We start from the raw sequence: 13,059 nt of genomic DNA, 5'->3' as shown, positions 1-13,059 counted from the left end.
AAACACCAGGCTACCCTTGCCGGGGCCCGGCGTCTTGCTTGCTGCGATGGCCTGGCCGTGCGGCGTCAGCGCCACGCCAGGTGCGGCAAGCCGCAGGCGGCGGGCTGGAAGCTTCGCAGCGAACGCAGGATCCCATCGGCATGGGCGAACTTATGATCGGCCATGGCCGGGTCGGGCACCGCGATCGCGGTCATGCCGGCGGCCTTGGCGGCAGTCACGCCGAACGGCGAATCCTCGAACACCAGGCATTCGGCCGGATCGACCCCCAGGCGCCGCGCCGCGGTCAGGAAGATGTCCGGCGCCGGCTTGGCGGCGGTCACTTCCGGGTCGTCGGCGGTGACGATGGTGTCGAACAGGGCGAACCAGTCACCATGGCGGGTGGTTTTCTCGACGAAGGACATCTGCGAGGAGCTGGTACCCACGGCGATCGGAATCCGGTGCTCCTTGAGATGGCGCACCAGCTGCTGCGCACCGGGCATCGCCTCGGCCCGGGGAAAGCGCTCGCGCATCAGCGGCTCGCGCATCACCAGGAACTCCTCGGCGGTGATCGGCAGGTCCAGGGCCTGCACCACATAACGCGCGAGGTCGGTGGCGCCGCGACCGATGATGTTCTGCTTGATGGTCCAGTCGTAGGAACGGCCATAACGCTCGGCGATCAACTGGGTGATCTCGGTGTAGATGCCCTCGGTATCCAGCAGCAGACCGTCCATGTCGAAAATGACCGCCTTGATCGGCCCAAAATCATTCAACTGTGCATTCATCGCATCTGATCCGTTAGCAAAAGTACATTCCAGGGAGCGGCTCAGGTACGGCCCGTTCGTTGGCCAGCCTTTCGATGAAAGGGTTCAGCAGCATAGCGGCGGGCCTGTGCCAGGGGCAACCCGGAACAGATGCGATGGGCACGCAGGCCTCAATCGCTCGGATCGGCCCCAGGAGCCTCCGAGCCGGGGGCTTCTTGCAGGGGGACGCGGGCATCGTCCAGCAAGGAGCCGGGATCCTCGTTCCCCGGATCGTTGATCCCCCCGGACTCCTCGGACAGGGATTGGACACTGCCTGGACCTTCACGGGCCATGATCGCCTCCTCGATCGCCAGACCATCCTGGCAAGTATGACGACGCCTGGAAAGCGTGCACAAAAAACCCGGCGCATGGCCGGGTTCTCGGGTTGCTTGCGCCTTGGATCAATGACGCTTCTTGTGCCCCATGCTGCTGCCCAGGGCACCACCCGCCGCACCACCGATGCCAGCGCCGACAGTGGCGCCGGTGCTGCCGCCCAGGTGGTTGCCGATCAGCGAGCCACCGGCCGAACCCAGGCCGCCACCGATCGCCGCCTTGGTCCGGCTGCCCTTGCGCGCACCAGCCGCGCTGCCGGCTGCCCCGGCGACACCCGCGCCGATGGCCGCTCCGGTGCTGCCGCCAAGCTTCTGCCCCACCACATTGCCCAGCGCGCCACCGAGGCCACCGCCAATGGCTGCCGTACCGTCACCGGCCATCGCGCCTTGGGCCAGCAAAAGTCCCACAACCAGGGTAGGGAGAGTTAAACGCATGACTTGAACCTCGAAAAAAGACTGTCGAACTGACATGTAAGAACCCGGCGCCGCATGACTCGACGCAGGTCACCGCGAAACCACCCGGGATTTGGCGCCGGATTGGACAACCAATTCCAGAAGAGTTTTATCACCACGCAAAAAAAAGCCCGCTGGGGAACGGGCTAGGGTGTTGCGTTTAACGGATGGTTCGAGCCTACGCAGGCAGATGTGAAGAAAGCGTGAAAAATTTCACCACCAGGCCAGACGTCCCTCCAACGCGGCCTCTGTCGCCCCCGGCCTGCGGGCGTGGCGGCGCGAGTGAAAAATTTTCTGCCGCCCGTCACCCGCGCCTCGTCGCCCCCATACAAAAAGCCCCGCAAGTGCGGGGCAGTCGTTACTCAAGATCGCTTGTTCTTGGGCAGGGCCCGAGGAAAAAACATCGTATTGCTGGCGACCGATGTCACCGCGGATTTTTTCCTGACGACATTCGCAGAGGTCTGAACCTTCGCCTCGAATGCCGCCTGCCCGCAACGCACCAAGTTGTTGATTGGGAACTCATCCCCGTTGTCTTCGATATAAGCAAGACTCCTCATCTCCCAGCTCCCTCCAACAACCGACCAGCACCGGCAAGCTCCTGATTGCCTGGAAAGTACTGATCGTCACGGCGCTTGAGACTAGACAGTCATTCGCCGACCTGCCGGCCAAAGCACCGCAGGCGCCGACGAGCGGCCAGCCAGTGGAAGAAAAACTGATCCAGGGCAAATTTTCCCTCGCCGTTCAGCTGTCGTACGCCGCCAGGGCCCGGGCCAGGCGCATGTCGTCGGCATCACTGGCAGGATGCAGTGTCCGGTAGCAACGCAGCGCCTGCTCCAGCTGGGCGCCGCGAATCTGGCCCCCGGAACCGACGAAGGCCAGGGCATCGCCCTTGGCCGAATGAAAGATCTCGCCAGGATTGGATGTGGTGCCCAAGGTGCCGAACGTGGTCAGGCCGGTCACGCCGGTGACCATCATCGAGGCCCGGTCCACGGGGTTCCTCTCCTCTCCCGCCATCACCACGAGCGGGGCGACGCACAACGCACAGATCAATAACGCCTGATTGCAACTCTTCATCGGTGGATCGCCCTCCTGGGCCAAGGCAGGCGCGCAACTTAGCATCCGGCTTGCCCAGGCGCAGCCTCAATGACATACGGACTGACCAGGACCATCAAATCCCAGCCCCCTGGGTCGGGCCGGCAAACTGTCGGCGTCGCCGCCCTTGCCCTGCCAGTCGGCTGACACCCGGGACGCCAGCTTGCCTGGCGGTATTCAGGCCGCCGGGGCGGACAGCTCAAACAGACTGCGAATGGTGCCCTGGATACGCAGGATGTCCGAAAGCGCATACAGCCCCACCGAAGGGGCCAGGTGGCGGCTATCCGGGGGATTGGCGACACAGGCGGCAATCAGTGTCAGCTGGTTGGCAGGATCGGGCTGGAACTTGATGCCGCTCACGCAATACAGGCTCTTGCGCCGAATGCCATCGTCATAGAGCTCGCCCTGGGCCGGTGCTTGCTGCAACTGGTCCAGCGTCGGCACCTGGTCGAATGCCTGGGCGTAGAACTCGATGATCGGGCTCTCGTTGATGCTGCCCAGACGGTGCACATAAGCGGCGTAGAACCGGTTTTCCAGGTGAATGGCCAATACGTCGCCAGCACGGTAGAACGTCACGGAGTCCGGGAGCGCCGGCTTGCGCGCCAGGGACACGGGAGGCGCTTGCAGGCCAGCACTGAATTCCTGCGAGCGCTGATAAAACTTGTCCCCCAGGGCCACCGCTCGATTCAGTTCCTCGATCGCCTCAACGGCCCGGGCGGTAATGCCCGGCTCGGCCAGTCCATATTTATGTAGCAGCGTGGCCAGCGCGAGCCAGGCCTTGTGCCGGTAGAGCGGCGCGACCTGGGACTCATCCGCCAGCAGCACGCAATTCCAGCGAGCCAGCAGGCTTGGCAACACCGCATCGATCCGCGAGCCCTGGTGCCCTTGCTGCTGCGCGACCATCGCCTTCCAGGTCAGCCGCGCGAGGTCCTCGTCCAAGGCCTGGACCAAGTGCCTGGCGGCCAGTTTCTCCAGTAACTGCTGATGTTTCACCCGCTCATCTCCATTCGATGCATCGTCCAGTGCCCTCCCCGGTGGCTATCGCCGGCGTATCCGCTGTAGCCGTTGTTTGCTTCAATGCGGCCTGCACGGGGCCTGTAGCACGCCAAGCGCCCTACTCCACGAAAATCGCGCAATGATAACGATCGACGCCTTCAAGGCATACGGCACCCACACCGGTTCGCCTGCGCAAATGCCACTGGACGAAATAACCCTGCTCGCCTCGCCCGTCGCCCTCAGGGTGCTGGGGAGTTTCCTGCTGCGGGCCGCACAACGCATGCAGGAAGACGGTATGGAACACCTGCACCTGCAGGATGCCTGGGCCGGCTTCGATCCCGGGCGGCACGTGGACCTAGTGCTGGTGAATAACGAGCAGGCCGCCGCACACGCCCCGTAAATCACGACCGGCGACAGCGCCGACACTCCCCCGGATACGACCAATGAACGCCAGTCCCTCAGGTGCATCCCTACCGGCCTTACAGGAGTACGCCGCCCATTGCCTGGATGCCTATTGTCAGGCGCAAGACATCGCCCATCCGTGCATCGACGAACGGCTGGAGCATCTGCGATCCCTGGCCAGCTACCCGAACCTGGCCTTGTGGGAACAGGCCGGTGCCGAGCTGGCCCTGAACGGTCGGGGCGACGACATGCCAACAACGCTTCGCGCGATGTTCGACACACAACAGGCCGAACAACTGCATACATTGGTCTGCCATGTCGTGGAGGTCGGCCTGGCGGATATGTATGGCCAGGACTCGACGCTGCCCCGACACTTCCTGGCACAGGTGGAGGCGATGCTGGAAAGGGCAAGCGGGAAATTGCCCAGCGACAGGCACCCCGCCTGAGCGCGCCAGTACAACCGAGAACGATGAAGTTCTCGGCGGGAGGCTATTTCTGCAGGCAACAAAAAACCCCTGAAAGCCATGGGCCTTCAGGGGTTTCTTGTATCTAATATGGCGGTGAAGGAGGGATTCGAACCCTCGATACAGTTTCCTGTATACACACTTTCCAGGCGTGCTCCTTAAGCCACTCGGACACCTCACCGTTTCTCTTCAAACCGATTCAGTCTGTCGAGGCGCGCTAATGTAGTCGAAAGCTTTTCAGATGGCAAAGGTTTTTTTCAGAATTTTCATGCGCTTAAGCACTTTTCTGGTTTTCAGGGCCTGCACGCCCCTGCGGCACACGGCAAACCGGCCAATCTTCGGCTCGCTCCAGGCTGCCGTGCACCTACAGGGGTGCAGCCCAGCGGGCCGCGCGACCTACCGTCCGGAGCAAAGCCTGACTCATCAGTCAGTCACGGCGCTTTACCGGGCCGGTCATGCTGGGTAACTTCTGCTGCACTTCTAATACAAGGAATTGCGTCATGAGTGAGTTGATTTCCTACCATCTCGAAGACGGTATCGCGACCCTGACCTTGAGCAATGGCAAGGTCAATGCCATCTCCCCGGACGTGATTGCCGCGTTTAATGCCGCACTGGACCAGGCCACCGCCGATCGCGCGGTGGTGATCATCACTGGCCAGCCAGGGATCCTCTCCGGCGGCTATGACCTCAAGGTCATGACCGCAGGTCCCAAGGAGGCCGTGGCCCTGGTGACCCTGGGCTCGACCCTGGCCCGGCGCTTGCTGTCCCATCCGTTCCCGGTGATCGTCGCATGCCCTGGGCACGCAGTAGCCAAGGGCGCCTTCCTGTTGCTGTCGGCCGATTACCGTATCGGTGTCGAGGGGCCCTTCAGCATCGGCCTCAACGAAGTGCAGATCGGCATGACCATGCACCACGCCGGCATCGAGTTGGCCCGTGACCGCCTGCGGCGCTCGGCCTTCCACCGCTCGGTGATCAACGGCGAGATGTTCGACCCGCACAGCGCGGTGGATGCCGGCTTCCTCGACAAGGTAGTCAGCGCCGAAGAGCTCCAGAGCGCCGCCCTGGCCGCTGCGCGCCAGTTGAAGAAGATCAACATGGTGGCCCACAAGAATACCAAGCTGAAGGTACGCAAGGCCCTGCTGGAAAGCCTGGACAACGCCATCCGCGAAGACCAGCAGCACCTGGGCTGATACACCAGGCCCGTTGTCCCATGGCCCGGCCTCGCGCCGGGCTTTTTCATGGGCGTCGACCGCGCATGGTCCCGCGCCCATCGGCATATACGCTCCAATATAGAGCGCCTTCCATCCAGCATGGCAATTGCCGAAAACAGTGCACACTCGTACACTGCGCGACTCTTTGTCCCCAGCGCGGTGGGTCGTTTAGATGCTGTATCTATTACGTATGTCATTGATGGGACTGCACTTTATTGCCGCTGGCACACTAGGCCTGCTGCTGGCGCTGTGTCGTCCCCTGAACCCGGACAACAGCCGCCTATGCGCCCGCCTCTATGCCTGGCCAGCGATGCGCATCCTGGGCCTGAAGCTCAAGTCCGAGACCGGCCCGCTGATGGATAAACCGCAAAGCTGCGTGATCATCGCCAATCACCAGTCCAACTACGACCTGTTCGTGTTCGGCAATGTGGTGCCACGACGCACCGTGTGCATCGGCAAGAAGAGCCTGAAATGGGTCCCGTTTTTCGGCCAGCTGTTCTGGCTGGCCGGCAATGTGCTGATCGATCGCGGCAACCCGCACAAGGCCCGGCGCTCCATCGTCACCACCACCCATACCCTGCAGCACAAGGACACCTCGATCTGGGTGTTTCCCGAGGGCACGCGCAATAGCGGCAAGGAGTTGCTGCCTTTCAAGCGCGGTGCGTTCCAGATGGCCATCGCCGCCGGGGTACCGATAGTGCCGGTGTGCGCCAGCACTTACACCCGGCACATGCGCCTGAACCGCTGGAACAGCGGCCAGATCCTGATCCGCTCGCTGCCGGCGATCCCCACCGCCGGCCTGGGCATGGACGATATCCCGCACCTGATGGCCCAGTGTCGCCAGCAGATGCTCGAGTGCATCGCCAGCATGGATCGTCAACTGCAATCGGCCTGAACCGCCTGCCTCCACGCCAGCCCGCCCCGTGCGGGCTTTTATTTGCGCGAACTCGGCTTCTATCCGGGACTCTGATGCTGCAATGCAGGCTAAGCTGCTGATTTGCCACCGCTCCCTTGATAAGAAGAAGTGAACCTGAACCATGGGTAGAGTTGTTGCTGCCGCCGTCTACAGCGGCGGAAAGAAAGTCACGGACATCAGCCTCGACGAGGGCGCGGCCTGGGCGGCCAAGCCCGGGCATTTCGTCTGGATCGGCCTGGAAGAACCCAACGCCCACGAACTGGCCAACCTGCAACGCCAATTCAACCTGCATGAACTGGCCATCGAGGACGCCCTGGAGAAGCACAGCCGGCCCAAGCTGGAAACCTTCGGCGACGCCCTGTTCATCGTCACCTACTCGCCGGTGCGCACCGAGGGCAAGCTGGAGTTCATCGAAACCCATATCTTCGCCGGCAATGGCTACATCATTACCGCCCGCAATGGCCACTCGGCCTCCTACGGCCATGTGCGCCAGCGTTGCGAGGCGCGCCCGCTGCTGCTCGACCATGGCGAGGACTTCGTGCTCTATGCCCTGCTGGATTTCGTCACCGAGAACTACCAGCCCGTCAGCGAAGCCATCCACGCCGAGATCGAGGAACTGGAGAGCAACGTGTTGTGCCAGTCGATGAACGAGCGCGACATCCTCAGCCTGCACAGCCTGCGTCGCGATGTGCTGCGCCTGCGCCGCCACGTGGCGCCGATGGTGGAGATCAGCGAGGACCTGCAGAAGCTCAGCTTCCCCTTCATCGACAAGAACATGCGGCCGTATTTCCGCGATGTGCAGATCCATGTCACACGGCAGATGGAAGACCTTTCGACGCTACGCGACATCGCCAGCCAGACCATCGAGATCGGGGTGCTGCTGGAGGCCTCGCGGCAAAGCATCGTGCAGCGCAAATTCGCCGCCTGGGCGGCGATCCTGGCGTTTCCCACGGCGGTGGCGGGGATCTACGGGATGAACTTCCAGAACATGCCGGAGCTGAGCTGGCACTACGGCTACTTTGGCGTACTGGGTTGCATCGGCGTGGGCTGCGTGGCCCTGTGGGCCAGCTTCAAGCGTTCAGGCTGGCTGTGAAACGACGTGGCCCCACGCCAGGCGGAGCCACGGCTTGCCTCAGGCCGCCGCGGGCTTGTGGGCGACGAAGCGCATCATCCATTCGGCCACGGTAGTGCCGTGATGATCGTGCTCGAGACTGGCCACGCCCTTCTGGTAGACCTGCTCGCCGAGGAACTCCTGGCGCAGGTCGAGCAAGGCGCGGGAGTAGTCGTGGATGAACTCCGGGTGCCCCTGGAAGCACAGCACCTGGTCATTGATGTGGTAAGCCGCGTACGGGCAGAAATCACTGGAGGCGATCACCGTGGCGTTCTCCGGCAAGGCGGTGACCTGGTCCTGGTGGCTGATCAGCAGGGTCAGCTCCTCCACCACCGGGCTCATCCACGGCGCCTTGGCCGCAAGCTTGTAGTTGTGGATGCCCACGCCCCAGCCCTGGTTCGCCCGCTCGCTCTTGCCCCCCAGCAATAGCGCCAGCAACTGATGGCCGAAGCAGATGCCCAGCAGCTTGTCGCCACGCTCGTAGCGCTCCAGCAGGTAGGTCTTGAGGGTCTGGATCCACGGATCGGTACCGAAGGAATCGGCCTTGCTGCCCGTCACCAGGTAGGCATCGAACTTCAGGTCGTCAGCCGGATACTGGCCCTGCACCACGTTGTAGACACTGAACTGCGCGGCGATGGGCTGTTGGGAAAACAGGCGCTGGAACATCTGCCCGTAGCCCTGGTACTGGTCGATCAGTTCGGGACGCAGGATATCGGTTTCAAGAATGCAGATGCGTAGCGACATAAAATATTCCTGACAAGGCGATGGCAATAACGAACACCCCAGAGCCTGCCTTGAAATACCACGGCAAGGCAAGCCCCGGGACCCGTCATTTCCCGCCCGCCAGGCTCAGAATAACTGGCCCTGGCGCGCCTTCTCCAGGAGCAGATTCGGCGGGTTGAAGCGCTCGCCGTATTGGCGTGCCAGGTACTGGGCGCGGGCGATGAAATCCTCTACCCCGTACTGGTTGATGAACTGCAGCGCGCCCCCGCTCCAGGCCGCGAAACCGATGCCGAAGATCGAACCGACGTTGGCGTCGGCCGTGGACTGCAACACACCCTCTTCCACGCAGCGCACGGTCTCGATGGCCTGGATGAACAACAGCCGGTCGCGCACGTCCTGGGGCGAGATCTGCCCGTCGGCCTTGTAGAAGCGCGTACGCAACTGCGGCCACAGATGTTTCTGGCCACCGGCCGGGTAGTCGTAGAAACCGCCACCGGCCGCCTTGCCCGCACGCTTGTACTCGTTGAGCAGCAGGTCGATCACGGCGAATGCCGGGTGTTCGATGGCAGGCTTGCCTTCGGCTTGCAGGTCCTTGGTGGTCTGCAGGCGAATGTGGCTCATCAGGCTCAGGGAGACTTCGTCGGAGATCGCCAGCGGGCCCACGGGCATCCCGGCCTTGCGGGCCTCGGTCTCGATCATCGGCGCGGCGATGCCTTCGCCGAGCATGGCGATGCCTTCGTTGGTGAAGGTGCCGAATACCCGGGAGGTGAAAAAGCCGCGGCTATCGTTGACCACGATCGGGGTCTTCTTGATCTGCTGGACGAAATCGAACCCCCGGGCCAGGGTCTCGTCGCTGGTCTTGGCGCCCTTGATGATTTCCACCAGCGGCATCTTTTCCACGGGGCTGAAGAAATGCAGGCCGATGAACTTTTCCGGATTGGGCACCGCGCTGGCCAGCCCGGTAATGGGCAGGGTCGAGGTATTGGAGGCGATCACCGCCTGCGCGCCGACCACCTGCTGCGCCGCCTTGGAGACCTTGGCCTTGAGCTCGCGATCCTCGTAGACCGCCTCGATGATCAGGTCGCAACCGGCCAGGTCGGCATCTTCGGCGGTGGTGAGGATGCGTGCCAGGGTCGCGTCGCGCTGTTCGGCACTGAGTTGCCCACGGCCGACCTTCTTCTCCAGCAGGGCCGCGGAATGGGCCTTGCCCTTCTCCGCCGCATCGCGGCTGACGTCCTTGAGCACCACCTCGATGCCCGCCACGGCACTGACATAGGCGATGCCCGCGCCCATCATCCCGGCGCCCAGCACCCCGACCTTGCGGGTCGCCTGGGGCGCCACGCCCTGGGGCCGCGAGCCGCCGGCGTTGATTTCATTGAGCTGGAACCAGAAGGTGCCGATCATGTTCTTCGCCACCTGGCCGGTGGTCAGCTCGGTGAAGTAGCGAGCCTCGATCAACTGCGCGGTCTCGAAGTCCACCTGGGCGCCCTCCACCGCGGCACAGAGGATCTTCTCCGGCGCCGGGAAGCAGCCCTGGGTCTTGGTACGCAGGATCGAAGGAGCGATGGCCAGCATCTGCGCCACTTTCGGGTTCGAAGGGGTGCCGCCGGGAATCTGGTAGCCCTTCACATCCCAGGGCTGCCTGGCCGTCGGGTTGCTGGCGATCCAGGCCCGGGCCTTGGCCAGCAGCTCGTCGCGGTCGCCAGCCAGCTCATTCACCAGGCCCGCCTGCAGCGCCTGCCGCGCCCGGACCTTCTTGCCCTCGAGCAGGTACGGCAAGGCCTTCTCCAGGCCCAGCATGCGCACCATGCGCACGATCCCGCCGCCACCGGGCAACAGGCCCAGGGTGACTTCCGGCAGGCCGACCTGCAGCGACTTGTCGTCCAGGGCCACGCGGTAATGGCAAGCCAGGCAGATTTCCCAACCGCCGCCCAGGGCCGCGCCGTTGATTGCCGCCACCACCGGCTTGCCCAGGGTCTCCAGCGCCCGCAGTTGGGCCTTGAGGGCCAGAACCATGTCATAGAAGGCCTGGGCCTGGGGTTTTCCGACCTTGATCAGCTCGTTGAGATCGCCGCCGGCGAAGAAGGTTTTCTTCGCCGACGTGACGATCACCCCGGCGATGTCGGCTTGCTCGGCCTGCAGCCGGGCCAGGGTGGCGGCCATGGCGTCGCGGTAGGCCGCATTCATGGTGTTGGCGCTCTGGCCCGGCATGTCGATGGTCAGGACCACGATCTGGTCCTGCCCTTTTTCGTAACGGATGGCATCGGTCATGAAAGGATTCCTTGATAGCGGGGCTCAGAGGCGTTCGATGATGGTGGCGATGCCCATGCCGCCGCCGACACACAGGGTGGCCAGGCCATAGCGCTGGCCGCGGGCTTCCAGTTCGTCGAGCAGGGTGCCGAGGATCGCGCAGCCCGTGGCGCCCAGGGGGTGGCCCATGGCGATGGAACCACCGTTGACGTTGACCCTGTCGGGGTCGATGGCCATGTCCTTGATGAACTTGAGCACCACCGAGGCGAAGGCTTCGTTGACCTCGAACAGGTCGATGTCCTCGACCCGCAGCCCGGCCTTGGCCAGGGCCTTGCGGGTGGCCGGTGCCGGGCCGGTGAGCATGATGGTCGGGTCGGTGCTGGTGACCGCAGTGGCGACGATCCGCGCCCGGGGCTTGAGGCCCAGTTCACGCCCCTTGGCCTCGGAGCCGATGAGCATCAGCGCCGCGCCGTCGACGATCCCGGAACTGTTGCCCGGGGTGTGCACATGATCGATCCGCTCGACGTGGCTGTAGACCCGCAAGGCCGTGGCGTCGAACCCCATCTGCCCCATCATCTCGAAGCTCGGCTTGAGATTGCCCAGGCCCTCGAGGGTCGAGTCGGCACGGATGAATTCGTCATGGTCCAGCAGCAGGAGGCCGTTCTGGTCGCGCACCGGCACCAGGGACTTGGCGAAGGCACCGCCAGCCCGGGCGCGAGCCGCCTTGTGCTGGGATTGCAGGGCGAACCGGTCGACATCCTGGCGGGAGAAGCCTTCGAGGGTGGCGATCAGGTCGGCCCCTATGCCCTGGGGCGTGAAGTGGCTGTGCAGATTGGTCTCGGGGTCCAGCACCCAGGCGCCACCGTCGCTGCCCATGGGCACCCGCGACATGGACTCCACGCCACCGACCACCACCAGTTCCTCGAAGCCGGAGCGCACCTTCATCGCCCCCAGGTTCACCGCCTCGAGGCCCGAGGCGCAGAAGCGGTTGATCTGCACCCCGGCCACGCTGACATCCCAGTCCGCGACCTGCACCGCGGTCTTGGCGATGTCGGCGCCCTGGTCGCCGATGGGCGTCACGCAGCCCAGGACCACATCGTCCACCTGGCTGGTGTCCAGCTCGCAACGCTGGCGCAGGGCCCGCATCAGCCCCGCCACCAGGTTCACCGGCTTCACACTGTGCAAGGCGCCATCGGCCTTGCCTTTGCCACGGGGCGTGCGTAACGCATCGAATATCAAAGCTTGGGTCATGACGTCCTCGAACCGTTTGTGCAGGGAGAAAATGTCGAGTTCCCACCTTAGGCGCGCCAGCATCGGATTCAATGACCGATGCGCTCAGCCGCCTTGACGGTGATGCTCAGACGAACGGTAGGCAGCTAATGGATAGCCCGACAAAGGGTCGCGAGCTGTCTAGCCAAAGGGCGGCCATGGGGGACCGGGAGGAACTTATAAGGTTTTTATCGAATCCCGCGATAAGTTCATACGAATTGGATCTAAGCCAAGGGATTCAAGGCCCCTAAGGTAGAAACTGTAGGAAGTCCCGGAGGGTCTTTGCACCGGGACAGGTAAGAAAATGGAAACATGGCCGGCCCATAGTGAAGAACAGGAACCGGCTTGCATTGATGCTCAGGAATAACAACAAAAGGCATTCAGCCATGTTCAAACACTCGAAAGTTCGCCAGGCAGGACTCATCCTCTTCGCAACCACCTTGCTATTGATCTTGCCGAACCTCACCAAGGTGATCGGTTGATTCATGGCGGCTCGATCAACGAGTCATAAAATTGTCCCCGGTTCCTACCGGGGCACGCACTTGTGTGCCAGTCTTCCTGGGGAACATCACGGGGAAGATTCATGCGCCATTGGATTGCACTTGCCGCGCTCTTGAGCGCCTTCAACGCCCACGCCGGAATCATCGACGTCAATCGCGCCGTGGATGAAATCAACGACGGTGCCCTGATCCTGGATCTGCGCAACGACAGCGACTTCGCCGCCGGCAACCTGCACAACTCGCTGCAGGTCAACCTCGAACTGGAGGACGGCACCGGCATCAGCGCCGAGGGCCTGGCCTACCAGTTGCGCAAGGTGGTGCTGGACCCCAACGCCACGGTGGTGATCTACAGCGACACCAACCAGCACGCCCTGGAAGCCGAGGAAACGCTGATCCAGCGCGGTTATTTCGGTATCGTGAACGGCGGCAACTACGAAGAACTCCGGGACGCCTTGTTCGATCACGTGTCGCGACCGGACGACGTGCTGCCCGGCAACGAACCCACTGACGACGATCCGACGGCCATCAATTGAAAACCCTGTTCCTGTACACCGCCCTGTT

General features: G+C 63.2%; 14 protein-coding genes and 1 tRNA gene. 6 read left to right on the top strand and 9 right to left on the bottom strand.

Features of this window, described 5'->3' with window-relative positions; genetic code table 11:
* Positions 1 to 65: 65 nt before the first annotated feature.
* The 5 genes from H7A76_RS16890 to H7A76_RS16870 form a co-directional block, all read right to left on the bottom strand.
* Complete coding sequence (locus H7A76_RS16890; protein WP_185699554.1) at positions 66 to 761, bottom strand: HAD-IA family hydrolase; 696 nt, start codon at positions 759 to 761, stop codon at positions 66 to 68.
* 149 nt (positions 762 to 910) lie between these two features.
* Positions 911 to 1,072: a hypothetical protein gene (locus H7A76_RS16885; protein ID WP_185699553.1), complete on the bottom strand. Its 162-nt coding sequence runs from the start codon at positions 1,070 to 1,072 to the stop codon at positions 911 to 913.
* Between the two features lie 108 nt (positions 1,073 to 1,180).
* The gene (locus tag H7A76_RS16880; protein ID WP_185699552.1) at positions 1,181 to 1,546 is read right to left on the bottom strand and encodes a glycine zipper domain-containing protein; all 366 of its coding nucleotides are present in this window, start codon (positions 1,544 to 1,546) and stop codon (positions 1,181 to 1,183) included.
* A gap of 759 nt (positions 1,547 to 2,305) precedes the next feature.
* Complete coding sequence (locus H7A76_RS16875) at positions 2,306 to 2,638, bottom strand: DUF2388 domain-containing protein (protein ID WP_185699551.1); 333 nt, start codon at positions 2,636 to 2,638, stop codon at positions 2,306 to 2,308.
* Positions 2,639 to 2,833: 195 nt separating this feature from the next.
* Positions 2,834 to 3,649 carry a hypothetical protein gene (locus tag H7A76_RS16870; protein ID WP_185699550.1) on the bottom strand — a complete coding sequence of 272 codons (816 nt, stop codon included), beginning with the start codon at positions 3,647 to 3,649 and terminating at the stop codon, positions 2,834 to 2,836.
* A 142-nt stretch (positions 3,650 to 3,791) separates the two neighbouring features.
* Here H7A76_RS16870 and H7A76_RS16865 point away from each other — a divergent pair, with 142 nt between their 5' ends.
* Both H7A76_RS16865 and H7A76_RS16860 read left to right on the top strand, forming a co-directional pair.
* Complete coding sequence (locus H7A76_RS16865; RefSeq protein WP_185699549.1) at positions 3,792 to 4,052, top strand: hypothetical protein; 261 nt, start codon at positions 3,792 to 3,794, stop codon at positions 4,050 to 4,052.
* A 43-nt stretch (positions 4,053 to 4,095) separates the two neighbouring features.
* The gene (locus H7A76_RS16860) at positions 4,096 to 4,500 is read left to right on the top strand and encodes a hypothetical protein (RefSeq protein ID WP_185699548.1); all 405 of its coding nucleotides are present in this window, start codon (positions 4,096 to 4,098) and stop codon (positions 4,498 to 4,500) included.
* Positions 4,501 to 4,609: 109 nt separating this feature from the next.
* Here H7A76_RS16860 and H7A76_RS16855 read toward each other — a convergent pair.
* Positions 4,610 to 4,699: transfer RNA gene (locus tag H7A76_RS16855), tRNA-Ser, on the bottom strand.
* A 319-nt stretch (positions 4,700 to 5,018) separates the two neighbouring features.
* On the opposite strand from H7A76_RS16855, the gene H7A76_RS16850 reads away from it, so the two are divergent.
* The 3 genes from H7A76_RS16850 to H7A76_RS16840 all read left to right on the top strand — a co-directional run bounded on the left by H7A76_RS16850 (position 5,019) and on the right by H7A76_RS16840 (position 7,738).
* Positions 5,019 to 5,708: a crotonase/enoyl-CoA hydratase family protein gene (locus tag H7A76_RS16850; RefSeq protein WP_185699547.1), complete on the top strand. Its 690-nt coding sequence runs from the start codon at positions 5,019 to 5,021 to the stop codon at positions 5,706 to 5,708.
* A gap of 193 nt (positions 5,709 to 5,901) precedes the next feature.
* Positions 5,902 to 6,624, top strand: coding sequence for a lysophospholipid acyltransferase family protein (locus H7A76_RS16845; protein WP_185699546.1), 723 nt, complete (start codon positions 5,902 to 5,904; stop codon positions 6,622 to 6,624).
* Between the two features lie 142 nt (positions 6,625 to 6,766).
* Positions 6,767 to 7,738 carry a magnesium and cobalt transport protein CorA gene (locus tag H7A76_RS16840; protein ID WP_185699545.1) on the top strand — a complete coding sequence of 324 codons (972 nt, stop codon included), beginning with the start codon at positions 6,767 to 6,769 and terminating at the stop codon, positions 7,736 to 7,738.
* 39 nt (positions 7,739 to 7,777) lie between these two features.
* On the opposite strand, the gene H7A76_RS16835 is transcribed toward H7A76_RS16840, so the two are convergent.
* The 3 genes from H7A76_RS16835 to H7A76_RS16825 all read right to left on the bottom strand — a co-directional run bounded on the left by H7A76_RS16835 (position 7,778) and on the right by H7A76_RS16825 (position 11,980).
* Positions 7,778 to 8,500, bottom strand: coding sequence for an amidotransferase (locus H7A76_RS16835; RefSeq protein WP_185699544.1), 723 nt, complete (start codon positions 8,498 to 8,500; stop codon positions 7,778 to 7,780).
* 105 nt (positions 8,501 to 8,605) lie between these two features.
* On the bottom strand, positions 8,606 to 10,750 hold the full coding sequence (locus H7A76_RS16830) for a 3-hydroxyacyl-CoA dehydrogenase NAD-binding domain-containing protein (RefSeq protein WP_185699543.1): 2,145 nt from the start codon (positions 10,748 to 10,750) through the stop codon (positions 8,606 to 8,608).
* Positions 10,751 to 10,774: 24 nt separating this feature from the next.
* Entirely contained in the window at positions 10,775 to 11,980 is a 1,206-nt protein-coding gene (locus H7A76_RS16825) for an acetyl-CoA C-acetyltransferase (RefSeq protein ID WP_185699542.1), read from the bottom strand.
* A 601-nt stretch (positions 11,981 to 12,581) separates the two neighbouring features.
* Between H7A76_RS16825 and H7A76_RS16820 the strand changes: the two genes are divergently transcribed.
* On the top strand, positions 12,582 to 13,031 hold the full coding sequence (locus H7A76_RS16820) for a rhodanese-like domain-containing protein (protein WP_185699541.1): 450 nt from the start codon (positions 12,582 to 12,584) through the stop codon (positions 13,029 to 13,031).
* The last annotated feature ends 28 nt before the right edge of the window (positions 13,032 to 13,059 follow it).

Source organism: Pseudomonas sp. MSSRFD41, assembly GCF_014230245.1.
In the GTDB taxonomy this organism is placed as follows: Bacteria; Pseudomonadota; Gammaproteobacteria; order Pseudomonadales; family Pseudomonadaceae; genus Aquipseudomonas; species Aquipseudomonas piscis.
Note: the sequence above shows the minus strand (reverse complement) of the source record. Positions and strands in the feature narration are given on the sequence as shown.